20 protein-coding genes and 1 pseudogene are annotated in these 22,760 nt (G+C 69.2%); 12 read left to right on the top strand and 9 right to left on the bottom strand.

All coding sequences use genetic code 11. The annotated features are described in order from the left end of the window. Positions 1 to 102 precede the first annotated feature (102 nt). The 3 genes from ACVTJA_RS21405 to ACVTJA_RS21395 all read left to right on the top strand — a co-directional run bounded on the left by ACVTJA_RS21405 (position 103) and on the right by ACVTJA_RS21395 (position 4,423). Positions 103 to 3,186, top strand: a complete 3,084-nt coding sequence (locus tag ACVTJA_RS21405; RefSeq protein WP_465838758.1) for a PAS domain S-box protein — start codon at positions 103 to 105, stop codon at positions 3,184 to 3,186. A 96-nt stretch (positions 3,187 to 3,282) separates the two neighbouring features. Beyond that, on the top strand, positions 3,283 to 3,486 hold the full coding sequence (locus tag ACVTJA_RS21400) for a hypothetical protein (RefSeq protein ID WP_465838756.1): 204 nt from the start codon (positions 3,283 to 3,285) through the stop codon (positions 3,484 to 3,486). Between the two features lie 256 nt (positions 3,487 to 3,742). Next, positions 3,743 to 4,423, top strand: a complete 681-nt coding sequence (locus ACVTJA_RS21395) for a MotA/TolQ/ExbB proton channel family protein (protein WP_465838755.1) — start codon at positions 3,743 to 3,745, stop codon at positions 4,421 to 4,423. 21 nt (positions 4,424 to 4,444) lie between these two features. On the opposite strand, the gene ACVTJA_RS21390 is transcribed toward ACVTJA_RS21395, so the two are convergent. Next, positions 4,445 to 5,662 carry an MFS transporter gene (locus ACVTJA_RS21390; RefSeq protein WP_465838753.1) on the bottom strand — a complete coding sequence of 406 codons (1,218 nt, stop codon included), beginning with the start codon at positions 5,660 to 5,662 and terminating at the stop codon, positions 4,445 to 4,447. Between the two features lie 314 nt (positions 5,663 to 5,976). Between ACVTJA_RS21390 and ACVTJA_RS21385 the strand changes: the two genes are divergently transcribed. Continuing rightward, entirely contained in the window at positions 5,977 to 6,744 is a 768-nt protein-coding gene (locus ACVTJA_RS21385) for a polysaccharide lyase (protein ID WP_465838751.1), read from the top strand. 166 nt (positions 6,745 to 6,910) lie between these two features. On the opposite strand, the gene ACVTJA_RS21380 is transcribed toward ACVTJA_RS21385, so the two are convergent. Next, on the bottom strand, positions 6,911 to 7,930 hold the full coding sequence (locus ACVTJA_RS21380; RefSeq protein WP_465838749.1) for a M12 family metallopeptidase: 1,020 nt from the start codon (positions 7,928 to 7,930) through the stop codon (positions 6,911 to 6,913). 119 nt (positions 7,931 to 8,049) lie between these two features. Then, positions 8,050 to 8,787: an SDR family oxidoreductase gene (locus tag ACVTJA_RS21375; protein WP_465838748.1), complete on the bottom strand. Its 738-nt coding sequence runs from the start codon at positions 8,785 to 8,787 to the stop codon at positions 8,050 to 8,052. 116 nt (positions 8,788 to 8,903) lie between these two features. On the opposite strand from ACVTJA_RS21375, the gene ACVTJA_RS21370 reads away from it, so the two are divergent. Both ACVTJA_RS21370 and ACVTJA_RS21365 read left to right on the top strand, forming a co-directional pair. Next, positions 8,904 to 9,515: a TetR/AcrR family transcriptional regulator gene (locus tag ACVTJA_RS21370; protein WP_465838746.1), complete on the top strand. Its 612-nt coding sequence runs from the start codon at positions 8,904 to 8,906 to the stop codon at positions 9,513 to 9,515. Between the two features lie 215 nt (positions 9,516 to 9,730). After that, positions 9,731 to 10,204 (top strand): FBP domain-containing protein, encoded by a 474-nt coding sequence (locus ACVTJA_RS21365; RefSeq protein ID WP_465838745.1) that lies wholly within the window; start codon positions 9,731 to 9,733, stop codon positions 10,202 to 10,204. Between the two features lie 75 nt (positions 10,205 to 10,279). Here ACVTJA_RS21365 and ACVTJA_RS21360 read toward each other — a convergent pair. Then, positions 10,280 to 10,342: pseudogene (locus tag ACVTJA_RS21360) on the bottom strand (hypothetical protein); the annotation flags it as partial. Between the two features lie 9 nt (positions 10,343 to 10,351). On the opposite strand from ACVTJA_RS21360, the gene ACVTJA_RS21355 reads away from it, so the two are divergent. Continuing rightward, complete coding sequence (locus tag ACVTJA_RS21355; RefSeq protein ID WP_465838743.1) at positions 10,352 to 10,786, top strand: helix-turn-helix transcriptional regulator; 435 nt, start codon at positions 10,352 to 10,354, stop codon at positions 10,784 to 10,786. Between the two features lie 25 nt (positions 10,787 to 10,811). Here the strand turns inward: ACVTJA_RS21355 and ACVTJA_RS21350 are convergent, their stop codons facing one another. Further along, entirely contained in the window at positions 10,812 to 11,186 is a 375-nt protein-coding gene (locus ACVTJA_RS21350; RefSeq protein ID WP_465838741.1) for a hypothetical protein, read from the bottom strand. Between the two features lie 139 nt (positions 11,187 to 11,325). On the opposite strand from ACVTJA_RS21350, the gene ACVTJA_RS21345 reads away from it, so the two are divergent. Together ACVTJA_RS21345 and ACVTJA_RS21340 are read left to right on the top strand one after the other, a co-directional pair. After that, entirely contained in the window at positions 11,326 to 12,063 is a 738-nt protein-coding gene (locus ACVTJA_RS21345; RefSeq protein ID WP_465838739.1) for a DUF7873 family protein, read from the top strand. 466 nt (positions 12,064 to 12,529) lie between these two features. Then, positions 12,530 to 13,111: an NIF family HAD-type phosphatase gene (locus tag ACVTJA_RS21340; RefSeq protein ID WP_465838737.1), complete on the top strand. Its 582-nt coding sequence runs from the start codon at positions 12,530 to 12,532 to the stop codon at positions 13,109 to 13,111. On the opposite strand, the gene ACVTJA_RS21335 is transcribed toward ACVTJA_RS21340, so the two are convergent. After that, positions 13,104 to 16,172 carry an ATP-binding protein gene (locus tag ACVTJA_RS21335; protein ID WP_465838735.1) on the bottom strand — a complete coding sequence of 1,023 codons (3,069 nt, stop codon included), beginning with the start codon at positions 16,170 to 16,172 and terminating at the stop codon, positions 13,104 to 13,106. The two genes, ACVTJA_RS21340 and ACVTJA_RS21335, sit on opposite strands and share 8 nt — an antisense overlap. Before the next feature lie 314 nt (positions 16,173 to 16,486). On the opposite strand from ACVTJA_RS21335, the gene ACVTJA_RS21330 reads away from it, so the two are divergent. From ACVTJA_RS21330 to ACVTJA_RS21320, 3 genes are all read left to right on the top strand, one after another. Continuing rightward, positions 16,487 to 18,145 (top strand): M14 family metallopeptidase, encoded by a 1,659-nt coding sequence (locus ACVTJA_RS21330; RefSeq protein ID WP_465840471.1) that lies wholly within the window; start codon positions 16,487 to 16,489, stop codon positions 18,143 to 18,145. A 356-nt stretch (positions 18,146 to 18,501) separates the two neighbouring features. Next, positions 18,502 to 18,675 carry a hypothetical protein gene (locus ACVTJA_RS21325; protein ID WP_465838733.1) on the top strand — a complete coding sequence of 58 codons (174 nt, stop codon included), beginning with the start codon at positions 18,502 to 18,504 and terminating at the stop codon, positions 18,673 to 18,675. Between the two features lie 89 nt (positions 18,676 to 18,764). After that, positions 18,765 to 19,976 carry a hypothetical protein gene (locus tag ACVTJA_RS21320; RefSeq protein ID WP_465838732.1) on the top strand — a complete coding sequence of 404 codons (1,212 nt, stop codon included), beginning with the start codon at positions 18,765 to 18,767 and terminating at the stop codon, positions 19,974 to 19,976. Positions 19,977 to 19,997: 21 nt separating this feature from the next. On the opposite strand, the gene ACVTJA_RS21315 is transcribed toward ACVTJA_RS21320, so the two are convergent. The 3 genes from ACVTJA_RS21315 to ACVTJA_RS21305 all read right to left on the bottom strand — a co-directional run bounded on the left by ACVTJA_RS21315 (position 19,998) and on the right by ACVTJA_RS21305 (position 22,749). After that, on the bottom strand, positions 19,998 to 20,957 hold the full coding sequence (locus tag ACVTJA_RS21315) for a D-2-hydroxyacid dehydrogenase family protein (protein ID WP_465838730.1): 960 nt from the start codon (positions 20,955 to 20,957) through the stop codon (positions 19,998 to 20,000). Between the two features lie 25 nt (positions 20,958 to 20,982). Further along, on the bottom strand, positions 20,983 to 21,570 hold the full coding sequence (locus tag ACVTJA_RS21310) for a hypothetical protein (protein WP_465838728.1): 588 nt from the start codon (positions 21,568 to 21,570) through the stop codon (positions 20,983 to 20,985). A 123-nt stretch (positions 21,571 to 21,693) separates the two neighbouring features. Next, the gene (locus ACVTJA_RS21305; RefSeq protein ID WP_465838727.1) at positions 21,694 to 22,749 is read right to left on the bottom strand and encodes an MBL fold metallo-hydrolase; all 1,056 of its coding nucleotides are present in this window, start codon (positions 22,747 to 22,749) and stop codon (positions 21,694 to 21,696) included. Positions 22,750 to 22,760: the final 11 nt, after the last annotated feature.

Genomic DNA, 22,760 nt, shown 5'->3' with positions numbered 1-22,760 from the left:
CCCTCCCCGCTCCTTGAACGCGGGCCCCTGCATCCACCTTTTCGACCATCCTTACAATCAACGGGGAACCCCAGACCGCGGAGCCTCGGAGGGAGAGCAGGGATGATGACAGCCGAGGCCAGCACCGAAGAGCTCGGCCTCTCCGACTGGGCCCGGCAGTTCGACGCCATCATCTGGGCCGCCGACGCCGCGACGCTCCAGCTCTCGCACGTGAGCCCGAATGCCGGCGGGATTCTCGGCTATCCGCTGGAGCAGTGGTGGACCGAGCCGGACTTCCTCGCCCGGCACCTCCATCCCGAGGACCGTGACGCCGCGCTCGCGCTGTACCACGACGGCGCGCGCCGCCGAACGGAGCGCAGCGGCGTATTCCGGTTCGTGGCGGCGAACGGGCGGGCGCTCCCCTTCCTCTTCAAGGTGCTCCCGCTCGAACGCGGCGAGGGCCATGCGCCCGAGCTGCGGTGCCTGATGGTGCGCCTCGACAGCCATGCCAGCACCGGGCAGGAATGGGAGCATTCGCACTCCCTCCTGCGCGCCACGCTCGAGTCCACGGCGGATGGGCTCCTCGTCGTGGACACGCGGGGGCGCATCGTGGACTTCAACCAGCAGTTCCAGGAGCTGTGGGGCATTCCGGAGGACGTCATCGCCACGCGCGATGACAAGCGGGCCCTCGCGAGCGCGCTCGCCCGGCTCGTCGACCCCGCGTCGTTCATCACGAAGGTCGAGGCGCTCTATGCGATGCCCGAGGCCACGAGCTTCGACGTCCTCGAGTTCAAGGATGGCAGGACGATTGAGCGCTACTCACAGCCCCAGCGGCTGGGACATCAGGTGGTTGGTCGCGTCTGGAGCTTCCGCGATGTAACGGCCCGCAAGCGCTATGAGCGCGAACGGGATGCGCTCCTCCACAAGGAGCACGAGGCCCGGAAGCGCGCGGAGGCGCTGGCCGGGCAGCTCCAGGCGGGCGAGTCGCGCTTCCGCCGCATGTTCGAATCCCACGTCATCGGGCTCGTGCTCAGCGACAGCCAGGGCCGAGTCCTCCATGCCAACGACGCCTTCCTGCGCATCATCGGCTACAGCCGCGAGGACCTGGCGGCGGGCCGCATCAACTTCATCACCATCACCCCACCCGAGTTCCGCGCGGCGACGCAGCGGGCGGTGGAGGAAATCGAAGCCCACGGCGTGGCGACCACCTTCGAGAAGGAATACGTGCGCAAGGACGGCGGCCGAGTGCCCGTCCTCCTGGGCAGCGTCCTCCTGCCAGACCAGGGCCAGTACGCGACCTTCGTGCTGGACCTGACCGACCGCAAGGCGGCCGAAGCGGAGCGAGAGCGGTTCTTCCGCCTGGCGCCGGACATGTTCTGCATCGCCGGCATGGACGGCTACTTCAAGCGGGTGAACCCGGCCTTCACGCGCATCCTGGGCTGGAGCGAGGAGGAGCTCCGCGCCCGGCCCTTCCTGGACTGCATCCACCCGGAGGACCGCGGGAAGGCGGAGGAGACGCTGGCATCCCTCACCCGGGGAAGCCTCAACACCGGTGTCGCCCTGCGCTTCGCATGCAGGGGTGGTGAGTGGAGGTGGCTCGACTGGACCGCCGTCCCCGTGCCGGAGACGGGCCTCATCTACGCCTCCGCGCGCGACGTCACCCAGCAGCGGAAGGCCGAGGAGCAGCTCGTCCAGGCGGAGCAGCGGCTGCGGACCGTCATCAACAGCGGGCCCATCGTGCTCGCCGTCCTCGACGCCGACGGCCGCTTCGTCGTGTCCGAGGGCAGGGGACTCCAGGGCCTGGGCCTCTCCCCGGGCCAGGTGGTGGGACGGTCCGCCCTGGAGATGTACGCGAACGAACCCCACGTGCTGGAGTTCCTCCACCGGGGACTCCGGGGAGAGAGCTTCTCCGGCATCGTCCAAACCGCCGGTCTCACCTTCGAGGTGTTCTACCAGCCCGTCCTGGACGAGGCCGGCCGCGTCACCAGCCTCAGCGTCGCGTCGCTGGACGTGACGGAGCGCGTCCGGGTGGAGGCCGAGCGGGAGGAGCTCATCCGCCAATTGATGCACGAGCGGAGCATCCTCCAGGCCGTGCTGCAGCAGCTCCCGCACTCCGTCTACATTGCCGAAGCGCCCAGCGGAAAGCTCTTCCTGGCCAACGCGCAGGCGGAGCTGCAGATTCGCGGCCCCGCCCAACCCGCCCAGAACGTGGGCGAGTACCGCGCCTATCCGGGCTTCCATTCGGATGGGCGGCCCTACGCGCCGGAGGAGTGGCCCCTGCCACGCGCCATGGCCACCGGGGTGCCCGTCATGGCCGAGGCCATCCACGTCATCCGGGGTGACGGCAGCCGGGGCATCATCGAGTACAGCGCGACCCCCGTGCGCGACGCGCAGGGCCACATCACCCACGGCGTGGTGGTGGGCGTGGACGTCACCGCGCGCAAGGAGGCGGAGCAGGAGCGGGAGCGGCTCCTCGAGGAGCTGAAGCTGGCGGTGAGCGCCCGCGACGAGTTCCTGGGCATCGCCAGCCACGAGCTCAAGACGCCGCTGACGCCCCTGGCCCTCAAGCTCGAGGCGCTCGCGCGCGCGGCCGGCGGCGAGCCGGACTCCCCCATGGCCCGGCGCATCGCGCCCCACGTGGAGGTCATACGGCGGCAGGTGAAGCGGCTCACCACCCTGGTGAACGACCTCCTGGACGTGTCGAACATCCGCGCGGGACGGCTGGCCCTCACGCTCAAGCCCCAGCAGTGCGACCTCGCGGCGCTGGTGCGCGACGTGGCCGGGCGCTTCGACACCGAGGCGAAGCGCGCGGGCTGCGAGGTCCGCCTGCACGCGCCCACGCCGGTGCATGGCACCTGGGACAGCTCGCGGCTGGAGCAGGTGGTGACGAACCTGCTCGCGAATGCCGTCAAGTATGGCCCCGGCAGCCCGGTGACGCTGAGCGTGGAGGCCGTGGACGGGCGCGCGAGGCTGACGGTCCACGACCGGGGCATCGGCATCGCGCCGGAGAACCTCCAGCGCATCTGGGGCAAGTTCGAGCGCGCCGTGTCCGAGCGTCACTACGGCGGACTGGGCCTGGGGCTCTACATCTCCCGCCAGATTGTCGAGGCCCTGGGCGGCACGGTGAAGGCCGAGAGCACGCTCGGCCAGGGCGCCACCTTCACCGTCGAGCTGCCCCTGGACGGCAGCGCGGCATGCAGCGCCTGACCTGGCGCGAACACCCACAAACGCAACATCATTGCTGTTGTATTGACGTTCCCCTGGGGGCTGGAGGAACCTTGGGGCCTCAACCGGAGGAACGCAATGCTGCGAGACATGTTGCTCAAGGGACTGGGGTTCATTGCGGCAGTGGCGCTGGTGGGCTGTGGCGGCCCCGCCGAGAACGAAATCACGGAGTCCCACCTGGCCAACCAGGAGCAGGAGTTGCCCATGTGCAAGGTGGATGTCCCCAAGCCCTGCCCGGATGGGTACTACTGCGACGGCAAGACCTGTCGTCTGGCGAACTGAGCGGACTCCACACGTCGCGGTAGAGAAAGGGGCGGCCCGGCAACCGAGCCGGGCGGCCCCGCTCCAGGGGTTCCCGCGAGAGCCGGTGCCCGAGCTGGACGAAGCACGCGATGACGGAACGATGACCAAGTCATGGACGCGGGCCCACCCTCTCACCCAGGCGCCTGCGTACCTTGGACACCGTTGAGCCCAGCCGTCGTTCCCTCAGGGGCCACGCCGTGGCCCACCGCGCGAGGAGGCGCGTCTCGTTCCAGTCATGAACTTCACTCTCATGGGTTTGTGGCAGCACATGGGTCCCGTCGCGCAGCTCATCGTCATCGCGATGGCCGTGATGTCGGTGGTGTCCCTGCTCATCCTCGCCGAGCGCTCGCTGGTCTTCCGCGCGGCCCGCAGGAGCTCGCGCAGGTTCGCGGCGCAGATGGGGAAGCTGCTCGCCAGCGGGGACTTCGACGCCGCGGCCGAGGCGAAGCTGGAGAAGGACGTGGGCTACCTCGGCCGGACCATCCGCGCGGGGCTGACGGCCTACCGCGTCTCGGCCACGGACAGCCGTGAGGAGGCGATGGAGTCGGTGGCGCGCAGCCTGGAGCGCCAGGCGCAGCGCGAGGTGCAGAGCATGAAGCGCGGCCTGGGCCACCTGGCCACCGTGGCCTCCACCGCGCCCTTCGTGGGCCTGCTCGGCACCACCATCGGCATCGTCACCGCGTTCCAGGAGATGGGCGTGGCGGGCGCGGGCGGCATCGGCACCATCTCCACGGGCATCTCCGAGGCGCTCGTGACGACGGCCTTCGGCCTGCTCGTCGCCATCCCCGCGGTCATGGGCTACAACTCCCTGCAGGGCTGGGTGGATGCTCGCGCGGTGGACCTCTCCGAGGCGAGCAACGAGTTCCTCGACGCCACGGCCCGCGCCCTCAAGCGCACGCGCGTCGCCGCGCGGTGAGCGCGAGCCGTCGCGTCCCAGCTACTTCGCGGCGGCTCCGGACGGAACCGCGGAAGCCTCCCGCTTCGCACCGTGCGGCAGCGGGGGGAATGCCAGGAACAGCAGCCCCGCGAGCGTTGCCGCCGCGCTCAGGCCCAGCAGCCCCGGGCCGTAGCCGCCGAGGCGCTCGCGGCCGATGGCCATGAGCAGCGGACCCAGGCCACAGCCGAGCTGGAAGGCCGCATACGTCCAGCCGTAGATGCGGCCGTAGGCGCGCAGGCCGAGGTAGCGGCTCACGAACCAGCTCATGAAGTCGAACTCGGCGCCGATGCCGAAGCCCGTCAGGAAGAGGCTGACCGCGATGAGGGGTCCGGCTTCGGCGCTCCCCCGCGACAGGCCCACGAGGCCCGCGCTGGAGGCCAGGAGGCACGTCAGCGCCACGAGGCGGGCCGGCAGCCGGTCAATCAACAGGCCCGAGGCGACGCGCCCCACGAGCACACCGACGCCCAGTGACGAGGCCATGGCCGCCGCGGCCTGCGGGGTCAGCCCGAAGTCCGTGAGGATGGGCACCAGGCTGGCGGAGATGCCCAGCGTCATGGTCCCCAGCAGGACGAAGATGCCAATCAGGAGCCAGAACGCCCGCGTCCGAACCGCCTCGCGGAGGTTGGCGACGCCGTGGGTCGGCACGGGTACGGCGCTGACGGTTGCCGTGCCCGCATCGTCGAAGAACCGGAGCGCCACGGGCAGCACGAGGACGAGCATCGTCACGCCGAGCGCGGTATAGGCCCCCCGCCAGCCGAGCGCGCCGATGGCGGCCTGCAGCGCGGGGGGAAGCAGGATTCCGCCCAGCCCGACGCCCGCCAGCGCGATGCCGAGCGCGATGCCGCGGCGCGCGTCGAACCAGCCGACGATGGCCCGCGTGTACACGGCGGGAAGCGTGCCGAGCGCGGCCAGCGCCAGGCCGAGGTGGAGCGCGTAGAAGACGGGCAGAGAGCCGGGCTGCAGCGCGAGCGCGAACAACATCCCCGCGAGCCCCACCACGGAAGGCAGCAGCATCCGGCGCGGGCCGACGCGGTCCTGCAGGAAGCCCGCGAGCGGAGACAGCGCCACGACGAACCAGTTGCAGAGCGTCAGCGCGAAGGCAATCTGCGGCCGGGTCCAGCCGAACTCGGCGCCGAGCGGCCGGACGAACACGCCGAACACGTAGGAGATATAGGTGCTATAGCCGAGCATCAACCCGAGCGTGGACGTCGCGACCACCCACCATCCGGAGCGCGATGGTGCTCGGGCCGCCGCGGCGGGAGCGGCTCCTGCTTCGAGATGGACTGCGCCTGGCTGCCCGGACATGACACTCCCCCTTGAAATGTTCGAATGGGGGCGTGATGCAAGCCGGCACCGAGACGCAGGCAAAGACGGCCTCGTGATGACTTGACCGGCATCCGCGCCTGCGCCAGCACTGGAACAATGGCCGCGGAAGCTCCAGGGAAAGACATCCCGGAGACAGCGTGACAAGAACCCGTGCGCAAGCCGCAATTCGAGATTATACGGCGAGTCCCCCTCTCCCCTCGGGACTCATGAGAGCCAAGAACCTCGGTATTGCTGTGGGCGGCTCGCTGCTGGTGTTCGCCCTGGTCGCAGAAGCGGCGGTCCTCTTCCACAACACGGGCACATTGTCTGGCTGGAGCTCCACCAATCGGGAGCACAACGGGTCCCTGCTCGAGGTCACCAACGTCACGTACGAGGGGCCCACGGCCATCAAGGCGACTCAGGTCCATGACGCGTCGTACACGGGCCGGTACCACTCGGAGGTGGTGAAGAACAACGTATACCGCCGAGGCGACACGGGCTTCTACGGCTTCGCGTTCCGCCTGCAGTCCGACTGGCAGTTCCAGCCGCAGTCCTACAACATCGCGCAGTTCATCGCGGACTTCTCCGACACGGGCTGCGACGACTACATGCCCACCAGCATGGTCTGGCTTCAGGGCAACCAGCTCTTCACCCGCGTGAAGCAGGGCACCGTCTGCAATCAGAAGACGGTGACGTTCGGCAACCTCGCCACCGTCACGGCGGGTGAGTGGCACAAGATTGTCATCCAGGCGAAGTGGGCCAGCGACGGCACCGGCTTCTACAAGCTGTGGTTCGACGGCACGAAGGTGCTCGAGCAGTACAACCTGAGCACCACCGTCGCGGACGACCGCTACTTCCAGTTCCGCGTCGGCCTGTATGCCAATGGCTGGCATGACAGCGGGTACATGCAGGGCAGCCAGGGGACGCGCAGCATCTGGTTCGACGAGATTGGCGCGGGCACGACGTTCGCCGACGCCGACCCCGCGCAGTGGTAGCCCGGCTGTCGACTGGCTGACGGGCCCCGTGGCACGGCGCCGTGCCACGGGCCACGCCCTGTTCTGCTGCCCCTCCCCCACTCCAAGGAGGTAGCCATGGCGGCGATGTTGAAGATGAAGGAGCTCGACATCGCCGCACCGCGGAAGGCGGCCGGGTAGACGCGGGCTACATGAGGTTCTGCGGGTCCTGCGCCGCGTCCCAGTCCTGCGTCGCGTAGGATTGTGACGCGACGGGAGCCTGCTCCTCCTCGTACACCGGCTCCACCTGGCGGCTGGTGACGGCCTCTCCGAAGCCGAACCTCGGGTAGATGAGGCCCGCGAACAGGTAGTCCGTCATGTTGATGTCCAGGCCGCCCTCGATGGGCCTCCCGTCGCGGGTGATGATGGCCGGGAGCTGGTAGCACATGATGGAGGTCTGGTCCGCGGGAGTGCCGAAGATGGACCGCTCATCGAGCGGAGTGAGCACCTGCTGGTCGACCGTCTCCTTGTCCCACCCCTGCGTCGCGAGGAAGTACGCATAGGCCTTCTGCGGGTCGATGCGGTCCACCAATTCGCGGCGCATGTGCTCGTGCGGGAAGCCGAGCGTGTGCCCCGCTTCGTGCCGGATGACCCGGCGGAACTCGGACTCGGGCGTGTTCATCGTGAAGGCCTCGAGGTTCATCGTCGGCCGGTTCGTCGGAATGAGCCGGATGTCCGTGCCGAGATAGGACCAGTAGCCGCCCTGGCCCCGGGAGATGCGGACCTCGCCGACGCCGCTCGTCTGCACGAACGAGATGCCCGCGCTCGTCGACCATGAATTCAGGTGGCTGACGATGCGGGCCCGCAGGTCCGTCGGTGTGGACTCCATGAAGCTGACCGTCAGTTGACGCGTGGCCGCGCCCCAGTACTTCGACGTGAGGACGGCGATGCGCATCGGGTCCTGCGGAACGCGCAGCCCCGCCGCGCCCAGTGGCACCAGCAGCGGTGAGTTGGCCGGGTTGACCTTCCGCGCATACTCGGCCGCCTTCACCACCAGGCGGCTGGGCAGGGCCTTCAGCGTACAGCCGCCCTGACTTGCCGGAAGCGTCTCCACACCTTCCTCGCGAGGGACACCTCCCCGCTTCGAAGGCCTGCCTTCCCTCGCCACCGAGTTGGCCAGCTCGGCAATCTGACGGAGGACGTCACGGATTCTGTCTGTGTCGGTCATGGCTTTCCCTCCCACTCGCTGGGGCATGCCCTCCGCTAATCTCCGACGCGCACGGGCGGAGCGCATGCGGGCCCGCGAGCCCGCCGCGGCGGTCGCCCCTCCCCCAGGTCCTCCGCCCTCTACCAGGGCAGCCGGTCGTTCTCGTGGAAGAACCCGCCGCTCGGGCCATCCGCCCCCAGCGTCGCGAGGAGCACGCTCGTGCGTGCACTGTCTTCGATTTCCATGGGAGCGTGCGGGCCCCCCAGCTCCGTCTTCACCCAGCCCGGGTGCGCGGAGTTGACCTTCACGCTCGTTCCCTTCAGCTCGTCCGCGAGGTGCACGGTGAACGCGTTGAGCGCGGCCTTCGAGGCGTTGTAGGCGAACGACTTCGCCGCGGCGATGGGCGAGTCCTCCTTGGAGTGCAGCCCCAGCGAGCCCAGGATGCTCGACACATTCACGATGCGGCCCGAGGGCGACTTCTTGACCAACGGCAGCAGCGTCTGCGTCAGGCGCACGACGGCGAAGAGGTTGGTCTCGAACGTCTCGCGCAGGACGTCCTCCGGGACGTTGGACGCATTCTTCCCGAGCAGCTCCTCGCGCAACAGCCCGGCGTTGTTCACCAGCACATCGAGCTTGCCGTAGCGGGACTCGATGTAGCTCTTCACGCCCTGGTCGGTCTCCGGCCGCAGGGCATCGTAGAGCACGAACTCCGCCTTCACCCCGCCCGAGCGGAGCTCCTGGAGCGCGGCCGCGGCCTTGTTCGCGTCTCGCGCGCCGATGATGACCTCGAAGCCCTTCTGCCCCAGCTCGCGCGCCGTCTGGAGCCCGATACCGCGGTTGCCACCGGTGATGAATGCCACCTTCTTCACGTCAGCCATGACGACCTCCCGAGCGGACCGCCGTCGGTCCCTTTTCTATACCGATTGGTACTGAATGCGGCCGGTGGACATTTCCGTCAAGTGAATTTTGTACCGCCTGGTATAGTCAAGAGGTCATGGGACGCACGAGGAGCTTCGACGAGGAGGTCGCGCTGGACCGCGCGATGCGGCTGTTCTGGAAGCAGGGCTACGAGGGGACGTCCCTCGAGGACCTGACGTCCACGCTCGGCATCGCGAAGCCCAGCCTGTACGCGGCGTTCGGCAACAAGCGCGCCCTCTTCAGCAAGGCCATGGAGCGCTACATCCGGAACGCCCGCGAGGAAATCCGGCGCGCGCTCGACGAGCCGAGGTCCGAGGACGTCGTTCGCCGTTTCCTCCGCTTCTACACCGAGGCCCGCCCCGACGCGCCCGCGGGATGCCTCCTCGTCCAGGGCGCACTGGCGTGCAGCCCCGAGTCGGCCGAGGTGCAGCAGGAAGTGACGGAGCGGCGCCGCGAGACGGAGGAGTTGCTCGCCCAGCGGTTGGTGCGCGCCCAGAAAGAAGGAGACCTGCCGGCCGAGGCACGGCCGGCCGACCTGGCCCGGTACGTGTACACCGTGGCCCAGGGGTTGGCCGTGCAGGCCGCCGGCGGAGCCACCCCCGCGCAGCTCCGGCGGGTGGCCGAGCTCGCGCTCATGAACTGGACGGCGATGGCCGGCGAGACGCGCAGGCCCGAGGGGCGCAAGTAGCCCCTCCCGATTTCATTGGCCGTCCGGTCCGGAATCATCAGACAGGGCCCATGGCCCGGACCAAGGAACTCGAGCGTGAGGAAGCGCTCGAACGGGGGCGATGTACGTCTTCTGGGACAAGGGTTACGGGGCGACCTCGCCGAGCGACCTGCTCGACGCCATGGGCATCGCCCGGACGAGTCTCTGAGCTTGCGGAATGGGACGTGGTAGCTTGAATGACTGCCATGTTCCGCATCGAGACAGAGAAGGAGTTGCTGAGCGCGTTCCGCTCACGCGACCGCAAGCACGTCGAGCTGCCCAAGGGGACCCGCCTTCCCCTCTTCGTCCGTGACTACCTCGCCTGGGTGGACCCGTACGGGGTGCGCGTCTTCCTGGTGTTCACCGCGCCGGGCAGCAAGCGCCTCACGGGCATCGTCTTCCGGAGGGACCAGCAGGGGGACAAGGCTGGAGCCCCCCATGTCTGTGATTGGTGCCTCTCTCCTGGCGCGGGGGACCAGATTGGACTGCTCACCACGGACGTCGATGCGAAGCGCCGGGTGGGCGTCAACCTCTGCCTGGACCTGCGGTGCCGGGAGAAGCTGGAGACGGCGATGAACCTCGCCGGCCGGAGCGTCGTGGACGAGTCCCACAAGCTCCTCGAGCGCATGGCCCGCTTCGCGAGCGAGGCCCTGGGCATCGACGTCCACTGACGCCTCACCGGACCCTGACGGCCTGGCGCCGCCCGCATGGTCCACGTGCGCGTGGGTGACGATGATGAGCTTGAGGTCCTTCCACGTGCGGCCGAGCGACTCCAGCGCCCTGCCGACCCGAGGCGTGGAGCCGGGCACTCCGTCCGCATGGGAGAGAGCGAGCTGCTGTGGCTGCGGCCGGAGCCCTTCGCGGTGCGCTGCGAGCCCGAGCGTGAGCAGGGCGCGCTCAAGCTCGTCGTCGCGGTGGAGGGAAGCGGAGTGCTCCGGCAGGACGGACGTCAGGCCGTGCTGGAGGAAGGCGCCTTCGCGTGGCTCGGGGAGCCGGGCCTCCAACCCGAGGACATCTCGCGCGAGCAGGGCGTGAGCCGGCGCTACCTCGACGGTGTGTTGAAGAAGGCCACCGGCCGGACGCTGGCGGACTTCATCCGCCTGCGCCGGCTGGAGCGGGCGGCGGAGGACCTGACGAGCCGGCCCGAGGACCTCACGGCCGAGGTCGCCACCCGCTGGGGCTTCCGGGACGCGAGCCACTTCACACTCCCCTACGCGCTGGTGCCGGAGGACGGCGAGGTGGTGAACGCCTGACTCCCTCTGGGCCCCGCCGTGGGCCCTACTGGATGGAGAGGGAGAGGTTGTCACCGGGGCGTACCGGCATGCTCTCCTCGCTCGTGATGGTCGGCTCCGTGCCGGCGGGTGGCTTCTTGAAGGTCCCGATGATTTCGAGCCCGAAGCGGAGCCGGTCCGCGTCGCCGACGAGGTGCGAGGGAATGACGAAGCTGCGCGTCGCCATTCCCGGCACCATGCCCAGGCGAAACTGGCGCGCGCCGTTCAGCACGTAGACGTTGCAGTCCACCGTCTTCAGGTTCTTCACCTCCACGGTCGTCTCCGGCGGTGGAGGCTTCGTCGGGTCATCCACCGTCTGCGCACTGCTGCAGGCGGCCGCGACGGTGAGCAGGACGATGGGGACAATTTGAATTGCACGCATGGCACCTCTCCATCCGGTGGAGGAACCGCCAGCCTACCAACACCCCGGGTGAAAGAAGGTGGAGCCTCCGAGGCGTGTCAGGCGGTGGGCACGCCCGTCGTCCAGGAGGGCCAAACGTAAACGAGATTGAGAAGACGTCATGACCAAGCTGAACCAGATCATCGCTGTCGAGAAGGGCGTGAAGAACCGCTCGCAGCAGGAACTGACGCAGGCCCACCACGACCTGCAGAAGCCGCAGCTCCTCGCCGGCATCTCCCGCACCTACCAGCCCCGTGACGAGGAGGGTGAGCGCTTTCCCCCCGAGTCCACGCGCGTCCAGGTGCGAACCGACGACGTGCTGAAGAAGACCCGTGAAATCCTCGTCCGGCTCTTCGATGTCACCGCCACGAAGGACCTCACCAACTGCCACGCTCGCGCCGACGTGAAGGTGGATGGCAAGGTGTTGCTCAAGGGCGCCCCCGCGACGTACCTGCTCTTCCTGGAGAAGCAGCTGGTGGACCTGCACACCTTCGTGCAGAAGCTCCCCACGCTGGACCCGTCGGAGAGCTGGGTGCCGGACCCCGCCCAGGGCCTGTGGGCGACGGAGCCGGTGCAGACGGCCAAGACGAAGAAGGTCCCTCGCAACCACGTGAAGTCCGAGGCCACGGAGAAGCACCCGGCCCAGGTGGAGGTGTATTACGAGGACATCGTCGTCGGTTACTGGAAGACGGTGAAGTTCTCCGGCGCCCTGCCCGCCACCCGCGTGCACGACATGCTCGAGCGAGTGGAGAAGCTCCAGCAGGCGGTGAAGTTCGCGCGCGAGGAGGCCAACGCCGCCGAGGTCGAGGAGTTGAAGGCCGGCGACGCGCTGCTCGGCTACGTCTTCGGCCAGGCGTAACGCACTAAAGTTTTCGGAGTACAGACTCAAGCTCAGCAGCAGACTCACGCGGAGCGCTTCCAGGTCGCCGTCAGTGCAGGTTCGAGCCCTGCCCCCGTCACCACTCCTGACGACGGGGTAGCCCAATCGGTAGAGGCAAGCGACAGCAGGAGGCGTGAGGCACCCCAGAATCAAGCTCTCACTCCAGACTCAGCATTCGCTGTCGCAGGTCCGATCAACCGTCCCCGCTCGCCCCCTCGAGATGCTGGTGCAATTCCAGCCCGCCGCTCCATCCGCCTTGCGCGGCGGTCGTTCAATCGCAGGACACGAGGTCTCAACCTGAAGCAGGGACTTAAACGTGCGGACCTCACGAATGGCAGCACCCCGAACCCGGTCAGCAGGACAGGCTGACCGGGTTCACCATTTTCGGGCGCCCGCGTCAGGGCCGTGACACCCGGCAGGTCCGGTAGAGTCACTGACGGCGCGCATGGACCGGATACTGCTCATCCTCGACCTCGATGAGACCCTGATTCACGCCAGCGAGCAGCCGCTGGCGCGCGCGGCGGACTTCCGCCTGTTCGACTTCCACGTCTACGTGCGTCCCCACCTCGCCCGGTTCCTGGCGGACTGCGCGGACCGGTTCCGCCTCGCCGTCTGGTCCTCGGCCTCGGACGACTACGTCCAGGCGATGGTGAAGCGCATCTTCCCCGCTTCGCTCACGCCTGCGTTCATCTGGGGCCGGAGCCGGTGCACATTCTCGATGAACTTCCGGCAGGTGCAGGAGGACGGGTTCCTGGACCCCTCCTCGCACTTCAACTACGTCAAGAAGCTGCACAAGCTGAAGCGCCACGGCTACCGGCTGGAGCGCATGCTCATCGTCGACGACACGCCCGCGAAGTGCGTGCACAACCACGGCAATGCCATCTACGTGAAGGAGTACGACGGGCGGGCGGACGATGACGAGCTGCTCCTGCTGGGCCGGTATCTGCCCACGCTCGCGGACGCCGACAACGTGAGGCGGCTGGAGAAGCGGCACTGGCGGAGCCAGGTGACGAGCGAGGTCACCTGACCGTCGGCAGCCGCACCGTGAAGAGCGCCCCCTGCCCCAATTCGCTGCGCACGTCGATGGTGCCGCCCATGGCCTCGACAATCTGCCGGGAGATGTAGAGCCCCAGGCCGAGGCCTCCGTAGTGGCGCTCGGACACGCCTCGCTCGAAGCGGCCGAAGAGGCGCGACAGGGCCTCGGTGGAGATGCCGATGCCCTCGTCCCGCACCCGCAGGCGCGCCAGGCCGGCGTCCACGTCCACCTCGATGCGAACGGGCCTGCCGGCGCCGTACTTCGCCGCGTTGGAGAGCAGGTTCACCACCACCTGCTCCAGCCGCGAGCCGTCCCAATGCCCGCGCACCTCCGCATCCAGCGACAGGTGCACCTCACAGCCCGCCTGCGCGAACACCTCCTCCAGCCGCTCGTGGGCGTCCCTCACCACCTGCGTCAGGTCCACCTCCGACAGCTCCAGCGCGAGCTTGCCCAGCGACAGCCGGCTCACGTCCAGGAGGCTGTCCACCAGCGACGCGAGCCGGTCCACCTGCCGCGCCGCCGCCGCCATCCGCGTGCGCACCTTCTCTCCGGGCCCCTCCGCCACCGCGCGCTCGATGAGCGCGTGCTGCAGGCGCAGCGACGTGAGCGGCGTCTTCAGCTCGTGACTCGCCACGGAGAGGAACTCGTCGCGCAGGCGGACCGCCGCCTGGGCGTCCCGGTACAGCTCCGCGCGCTCCAACGCCTGGGCGCACTGACGCGTGAGGGCCTCCAGGAAGGCCTTCTCGTGCGGAGAAAAGGCCCGCGCCTCCGTCCACCGCAGCACGATGAATCCGAGCATCCGCTGCTCCGTCACCAACGGCAGCAGGGCCCGCGCCCCCTCGCCGAGCACGTCGGAGGGCGTGGCCACCTCCGGCACGTGGGCCAGGTACTCGTCGAGGGAGGAGGCCCACACGGGCTCCCGGCTGTGGAGCACCCGCGCCAGGCTGGGCACCCGCGCCAGCGGCATCGGTGTCAGCGCGGCCGCGATGGCCTCGCTGTAGCCGAAGTGGCGCACCCAACGCAGCATCCCATCGCGGAGCTGCAGGAAGGCGCCCCGCTGCGCCCGCGTGGCCGCGAGGCCCTCGTGGATGATGACCTCCGCCATCTCCTCCACCGACGCGGAGCGGGACAGCGCGGCGGTGATGCCCTGCAGCCGCTCGGTGCGCGCCTGGGCCTCCTTCGCTTCCCGGAAGAGGAGCGCGTTGTCCAGGCAGAGACTGGCGCGCCGGGCCAGCTCCTGCGCCAGCTCCACGTCCCGGGGACCGAAGCGCCGGGAGCCGGATTCGATGGTGAGGGAGATGGCTCCCAGCACCCTACCTCGCGCCAGCAGCGGCACGCCGAGGCAGGAGCGCAGGCCCAGCTTCCGGCTCAGCGCCAGGTGCTCGTCGCCGCGCGCGAACCTCGGCAGGGCCTCTTCCGGAACCTCCGGAACGCACAGGGGCTCCCCCGTCCGCAGCACCTGGGCGATGCCGCCGTGAACGACCACGTCGATGGGCCAGCGGCGCGCCATCTCGAAGACCAGCGCCACCTTCTCCGCATCCCTGTGAGCCACCACCCGCCGCTCCACGGTGCCGCGCTCCGTGAGCATGTCCACCGCGCACCCGTCCGCGAGCTGCGGCACCGCGAGCTCCGCGAGCCGCTGGAGCAGCGTGCCCTCGTCGAGGGACGACGCCAGCACCTCGCCCGCGCGCGCGAGGAAGGCGAAGCGCTCCTCCGCCGCCTTGCGCTCGGTCAGGTCCTGGAAGCTCGCGGCCCGGTAGGTGACGCGGCCGTGCTCGTCCTTCAGCGCCACTCCATCCACGAGGATGGGGATGCGGGTGCCGTCCCGGCGGACGTGGATGTTCTCGTAGGTGTGGTGGCCCTTCTCGATGGTCCGCTCCAGCTCCTCGCGGAAGTGGTCGAAGGTACCGGGGGCGACCACGTCGCTGACATGCACGCCGATGAGCTGCTCGGGGCTGTCATACCCGTGCATGCGCGCGAAGGCGGGGTTGACCGCGTCGAGCCGCCAGGTGTTCGGGTCCGTGCTCGCGATGCCCCAGCCCGCATGGTGGAAGAGCTGGTCCCACCGCGCGAGCTGCTCCGCGTTGCGCTTCAGGTCCTCGGCCAGCGACTCGGCGCGCCGGCGGGCGCGCACGTGCTCCGTCACCTCCACGGCGAAGGTGATGAGGCCGTCCACCTTCCCCTGGGCGTCCCACGTGGGCTGGTAGCTGAGGTTGAAGAAGGCCTCCTCCAGCTCGCCGGTGCCGCGGCGGTCCAGCAGCACCGAGGACTCCGTGCCCACGAAGGGCTCGCCGGTCTCCAGCACGCGGCGCAGCGCCGCCATCACCATGGGCTGCGAGAGCACCTCCGGCAGCACCTCCGACAGCGTGCTGCCGAGCGGAACGCGGCGGCCGATGATTCTCTCGTAGAGGGGGTTGGCGAACTCGTAGACGAAGTCGGAGCCGCGGTTGATGGCGATGCCCGCGGACGACTGCTGCATGAAGATGCGGTGCAGGTGCTCCTGATGGGAGCGCTCCAGGAGCTCGCGCTCGCGGGCCTGGAACAGCGCCGCCTGACGGCGGATGTCCTGACGGGCGCGGTACAGCTCGATGAAGACGGAGACCTTCGCGCGCAGCACCTGCGGGACGAAGGGCTTGGTGAGGAAGTCCACCGCGCCGGAGCCGTAGGCCTCGAGCACCTCCTGCTGCGTCCACTGGTGCGCGGTGATGAAGATGATGGGCACCTCGCTGGAGCGCTCTCGCCGCTTGATGAGCGAGGCCGTCTCCAGGCCGCTCAGCCCCGCCATCTGCACGTCCAGGAGGATGACGGCGTAGTCCTCGCGCATCAGGTGGCGCAGCGCCTCGCGGCCGGACGCGGCCTTGTCCAGCCGCACCTGCAACGGCGCGAGGACGGCCTCCAGCGCCAGGAGGTTGGCCGGGTTGTCATCCACCAGCAGGACACCTGGAATCGGGATGTCGGGGACCGCCGCTGGAGTGGCCTTCTCCTGCACCATCTCCGGCTCCCGCTCGGGCATGGGCGACGCCGGAGGAATGCGGGGTGGGACCGAGGACATGTCTCCGACTTAATGGTAAGCGCCCCCGACGACAATGTGGGGCCACGACAGGGGACGCCGCTCCTGAACGATGGAAAGCAAACGTCCTGGAACGGGCACTCGGGTGGCCCTTCCAGACTGCGGGACATCCACGATGTCGTCAGGGCCCCCGTCCCGGCCCCTCCGGGCCGGGCGCACCATGCCTCATTGACAACGTCCGTTTTGAATCATCCGCGCACGGAAACGTGCGTCCGATCCTTGGCGCGAGGCGTCAGCTCCGGCGCGTGCGCAAGTGCTTGACGGGGTACGTCCGGAGGACTCGGATGCGCGCCCATATGACCGAGCTGCTCACCCGTGCTGAAGCTTCGAAGTACAAGCAGACCTCTCTCCATTCCGACGTGCTCGCCTTCGTGGACGAGCTGTGCCGCCGCACGAAGCTCGCGCGACGCGTGGACTTCGGGAAGAGCGGCGAGGGCCAGCCGCTGGTCGCGCTCATCGTGAGCGACCGCAACTGCTTCACGCCCGAGCTGGCGCGCAAGCAGAAGAAGGTCATCGTGCTGGTGGAGGCCAACATCCACGCCGGCGAGGTGGAGGGCAAGGAGGCCGTGCTCGGCCTCGCGCGAGACCTCACGCTCACGAAGCTGGGCAAGTCGCTGTTGGACAAGCTGTGCCTCGTGCTCGTCCCGAACTTCAACCCGGACGGCAATGACCGCATCAGCCCCAACAACCGCAAGCTCAACCTGAAGGAGCTCGAGGGGCAGGTGAACCCCGAGGGCGGCGTGGGCACGCGCTACACGGGCGAGGGCTGGAACCTCAACCGCGACAACACGAAGCAGGAGGCGCCGGAGACTCGCGCCCTGGCGGCGTTCCACCAGACGTGGTGGCCGCACGTGTTCATCGACTGCCACACCACCGACGGCAGCATCCACGCCAACGACCTCACCTTCGACACGTCACACTCCAACGAGCCGCTCTTCTCGGAGCTGCGCGAGTTCAACCGCGAGCTGCTGGAGCGCGTGGCGAAGGCGGTGAAGAAGGGCCACAAGTTCGACAGCTACTGGTACGGCAACTACCGCCTGGAGGGAGACCCGAGCTCGGGCTGGCACACGTACCCGGCGCTGCCCCGCTTCGGCAGCCACTACCGGGGCCTGCTGGGCCGCATCGACGTGCTGCTGGAGACGTACAGCTACATCGACTTCAAGCGCCGCTGCGCGGTGACACGGGCGTGGGTCCTGGAGCTGCTGCGCGACGCCGCGAAGCACGCGAAGGCGTACCGCGCCGTCACCGACGCCGAGGAGGAGCGCATCATCGCTCGCGGCGAGACGCCGGACCCTCAGGCGCTCGTGGGCATCAACTACGGCGTCGCCACGCGTGACGAGAAGGGCGCGCTCCTCTTCGAGTACCCCGCGTCCGCGAAGCCCGGCGACGTGGCCACCGTGCTGGCCTACGACGAGGCGAGCGTCGCGGAGCGGCGCTACCCGGGGAAGCGGAAGAAGACGTACCGCGTGCCCCACCACCGGACGTTCATCCCCACGCAGGCCGTCACCACGCCGGTGGCGTACCTCGTCCCGGCGGAGCTGGCCTCTCGGCTGGAGGGCCACGGCATCCGCTTCGAGCGCCTGCCCGAGGCGCGGCGCTACACGGTGGACAGCTACCGCGTGGCGCGGCGCGAGGAGACGTTCAGCCCGGACGTGGCCGCCAACGTGCCGCCGCCGGGCGAGGCCGAAGTGCCGCTCAGCCAGAAGCCCAAGCCCGTGCGCATCGAGACGGTGCTGACGGTGGCGCCCGAGCGCACCACGCGCGAGTTCCCCGCGGGAACGCTTTACGTGCCCACCGCGCAGCGCACCGGCACGCTCGCCGTGTACCTGCTGGAGCCGCACTCCGATGACGGCCTGTGCCGCTGGCAGTTCCTCGACGGGATGCTCCAGACCGGCGAGCTGTACCCCATCCACCGCGTGGTGCAGGCCGCCACCGCGCCGAAGAAGGCGGAGTGACGGTGCCGGGCCCTCTCTGTCGAGGGCCCGTTTGAAACGCCTCGGCGTCTCCAAGGAGGCGGGTGAGGCACCTGGCGTCTCGAGCAACTCAGGTGCCGGCACGCCATGAGCTTCGGGCCCTCGCGTCGAGGGCCCGCTTGCAGCATACGGCCCGGATTCTCGGGGGACGTCGGGTGCTCACGGCCGTTTCCTCGCAATCGGGGTGGCGGTTTCCCGTTAGCCTCTTGGGTCCCCACCTTCGAGGCTCGTTTGCGACACCTGGACTTCCTCTTCGCGGCTGCTTTCGCACTCGGAGCCGGACTCGTTGGTTGTGCCGCCTCCTCCGTGGGCTCACGCCCCGTGCCCTCGGATGGCGCATGGAGCTGTCCAACGAGCTGTACCTCGACCCGAAGGGGATGGCCTACGAGGCCCGCGGCATTCCGCCCTCGCAGCCGCTTGATGTATTCCCAGAGAACAACCTCGATGGCGGACACACGAAGGCCGTGCTGTCCCTGATGGAGCTCGCGGGGCGGAAGCCCCAGGCCCAATAACAGCAATTCAAGCAAATACAGCTTACCAAGCTCAGCCCGGCGGCCTAGCCTTCCGCCCGTCGCGCCCATCGCGCGCAAGGAGGCTGACGATGCGGCACCTGAATCTCAAGGCAGTGCTGAAGCTGGCGGTGGTGGTCTTGGCCCTGGGCTGTTCGCCCGCGGCCCACGCGCAGAACATCTTCGACCCGCGCGTCTTCAACTGGCTCTTCTACCTGAACAACAACGCGGACCTGCTGCGGGCGGGCATCGTCACGCCGCAGGGGGCGATGAACCACTGGCAGAACAACGGCATCCGCGAGGGGCGGCAAGCCACCTCCGGATTCCACACGCTCCAGTACCTGGACCTGTACGCGGACCTGCGCGCGGCCTTCGGCACCAACTACGCCGCGGCGCTGAACCACTACCTCACCTACGGCATCAACGAGGGCCGCAAGGGGTACTACTCCGGCGGCTACGGGCGCTGGACGGCGGAGAACGACATCATCCGCATCAGCGCGTCCGCACGCACGGCGGGCGCCATCGACAGCCTCATGTGGAACGGGCGCGAGCTCATCAACTCGTGGGACCACGGCCGCCAGCTCCAGATGGCCGTCATCGCGAACAACTGGGGCGAGTGCTACAACCCCACGCAGGCAGGCAGCGCCAATGACGGCCTGTCCTCGGGCACCACGAGCATCCTCGAGGGCACCTACAGCGAGCCGTCGCGCCTGGCCTTCCAGACGCGTCCCGCCTTCTGGCTCGCCGCGGGTCAGGCACATCCGTTCCCCTCGCCCAACTGCACGCGCGCCATCAACACGACCAACCTCTCCAACTACGTGATGAACACGGACATCCGCGTGGGCTTCATGGGCATCCGCCACGCCATCGAGTTCAACATGGCCGTCCAGGTGCCCGAGTCCATCAACGCCTTCCAGCTCGAGGGCCCGACCGGCTACCTCTCCGGCGAGTTCTCCAGCTTCCACGCCATGGACTTCGCCACCGGAACGCTCGTCCCGCTGTCACAGGCCAACGAGGAGCTGACGCGGCCCGTGGTGCTGTCGGTGCCGGACGGCTCGTCCGCCATGGGTGTCTGGTCTCCGGACCTGCCGGGCCCCAACGCGAGCCAGTACGCGAAGTTCGCCTTCATCGACTCCGGCAACCCGGCCAACTCCACCACGAAGTGGAGCGCGGTGTTCCGCCGGGGCCCACTCGCTCCGGGAGGCTATGGCTTCCGGAGCTTCATCTTCGTGGGTAGCCGGGAGAACGTCCGCGTGGCGATGCTCCAGGTGCGCAACCTCTTCCTCACCGGACAGGCGCACTGAGGCGGGCCCGGTGCGGCGCGCTCAGGTGAGCAGCCGCACCGGCGCGCCGGAGTGCCAGGCGAGGATGTCCTCCAGCGCGTCGCGGTAGAAGACGGCGTAGTTCTCCCGCGTCACGTAGCCCAGGTGCGGCGTCAGCACGACATTGGGCAGGGACAGCAGCGGGTGGTTCGCCGGCAGCGGCTCCACGGAGAAGACATCCAGCCCGGCCCCGGCGATGCGCTGCTCGCTCAGCACGGAGAGCAGCGCCGCCTCGTCCAAGAGCCCCGCGCGCGCGGTGTTGACGAACCACGCGGTGCGCTTCATCGCGTTCAGCTCCGCCGCTCCGACGATGCCTTGCGTCCGTTCGCCGAGGACGAGATGCAGGCTCACGACGTCGGCCGTGGCGAAGAGCTCCTGCTTCTCCACGCGGCGCGCCCCCACCTCCGCCGCGCGTGCGTCGGTGAGGTTCTGGCTCCAGGCCACCACCTCCATGCCGAAGGCGGCGCCTACCCGTGCCATCTGCCCGCCGAGCTTCCCCAGCCCGACCAGCCCGAGCCGCTTGCCCGCGAGGCCCTCCGTGAGCCCCGTCTGCCACGTGCCGGCGCGCAGCGCCCGTTCCTCCATGGGGATGCGCTTCACCAACGAGAGGATGAGCCCCCAGGCCAGCTCCGCCGTCGGCGCGCCCATGTTGCCCGTGCCGCACACGGGGATGCCGCGCTTCCGGCAGGCCTCCAAATCGATGGCCGCGTTGCGCCCGCCCGTCGTCACCAGCAGCCGCAGCTTCGGCAGCCGCTCGATGAGCGCGGCGGGGAACGGCGTGCGCTCGCGCATGAGGACGATGACGTCGAAGGGCTGGAGCGCGGCCACTCGCGACTCGGGGTCCGCGAGGTGCTGGTCGAAGACGTGGAGCGTGCTCCCCTCGGGCAGCCGCTCCCACCGGGCGAGGCTCCGCGAGACACGCTGGTAGTCATCCAGGATGGCGATGTTCAGGGGCATGCCCATACGCCTACTCCAGCGGGCACTCCGTTCATAGGCTGCCGACCATCCACGCACTGCCCAGGACGATGGAGAGGGCGGACGCCATCCTCGGCACGCGGGCGCCCATGGTTGCGGAGAAGCGGCGCTTCAGCGACACGCTGGCGATGCCCGCCGTGAGCCCCGCCATGGCCACGGTGCTACCGACGGAGAAGCCGCCCAGGTAGAGCGCCTTGTCCGCGAGCGAGCCGGACACCGCGGCGGGCAGGATGAGCAGCAGCGCCGCCGCACCCGTGAGGCCGTGCACCAGGCCCACCGTAATCACGTTGCGCGTCTCGGCCTCGGACGGGCCGGTGAGGACGCGGCGCTTCAGGCCCCAGAGGCCCATGCCCATCAGCGCGAGGGCGGCCACCCGCTCGGCCCAGCGCTCGACTCCTTGCAGGTGCACCGTGGAGAGGACCAGCAGCAGCACGGCCGACGCGGCCAGCGTCCCCAGCCCGTGACCGATGCCCCAGAGCAGCCCCACCCGCCAGGCCCCCTGGCGCCGACCCACCGACAGCGGCGCGAGGCTGAGCAGATGGTCCGGTCCCGAGAGCGCGTGGAGTGCACCTGAACCCAACCCTGCGAGCGCCATCACCATACGGAACCCGTCCTTTCCCACCGGAGAACGGAGGGAAAGATGCGCCTCGGCCGTGATATTCGCCAAGACATCGTTCCGATGCTCGCGATAGCGCCGACCTATCAAGCAACCGGGGCGGCGTCCCTACCCGCCCACCGCGGGCCGTACCGCGAGCTGCGCGGGGGCCACCTCGCGCCACCACGGCGTGGCCAGCTCCATGTGGCCGGGCTCGACGGCGGAGCCCAGGCGCGGCGTGAAGAGGCGCACCTTCTGCTCGTCCGCGAGGCGCAGCAGCGTCTCGGCCGGTTCGTCCCAGGCGTGCAGCGCGAGGTTGAAGGTGCCCCAGTGCACCGGCATCAGCGTGCCTCCACCGAGCATGGCGTGCGCCTTGAGCGCATTCTCCGGGCCCAGATGGATGCCGCCCCAGGCCGGGTGCCAGGCGCCCACCTCCAGCATGACCAGGTCGAAGGGCCCGTGACGGCGGCCAATCTCCTCGAACTCCGACGTCAGCCCGGTGTCGCCGCTGAAGAAGACGCGGCGCTTATCGGTCGTCAGGACCCAGGAGGCCCAGAGCGTGCGGTTCCTGTCTCCCATGCCGCGGCCGGAGAAGTGCTGCGACGGGGCGGCGGTGAAGCCCACCGGGCCCACGCGCGTCTGCTCCCACCAGTCCAGCTCGGTGATGAGCTCCGGCGCCACGCCGTACGACTCCAGGTGGGCGCCCACGCCCAGCGCGGTGACGAAGGGCACGCGCCGCTTCGCGAGCTTCGCAATGGTGGAGCGGCACAGGTGGTCGTAGTGGTCGTGCGACACCAGCACCGCGTCCAATTCCGGCAGCGCCTCCAGGGGCACCGGCACCGGGTGGAAGCGCTTCGGCCCCGCGAAGGACATGGGCGAGGCGCGCTCGCCGAAGACGGGGTCCGTGAGGATGCGCGCGCCGTCCAGCTCGAGGAGCATCGTGCTGTGGCCCAGCCACGTGACGCGGAAGCCGCTGCCCGGCTTGCGCGCCCACGTCTCCAGCGGGCTCTCCAGCGGCAGGGGCGCCGGGGGCGTGCGGTTGGTGCCGCCGAAGAAGTACTCGCCGAGAATCGGCAGCGGGTTGCCCTGGATGCCCGGGCCGACGGGCGCGGTGTTGCGGAAGCGGCCGTCCGCGAACTGCTGGGAGGCCCGCACCCGCTCGAGTCGGAGTCCTGAAGAAGACATGGCGCGTGTCT

Source organism: Pyxidicoccus sp. M6 (genome assembly GCF_055568925.1).
This window is presented reverse-complemented; position numbering and strand designations above follow the sequence as displayed.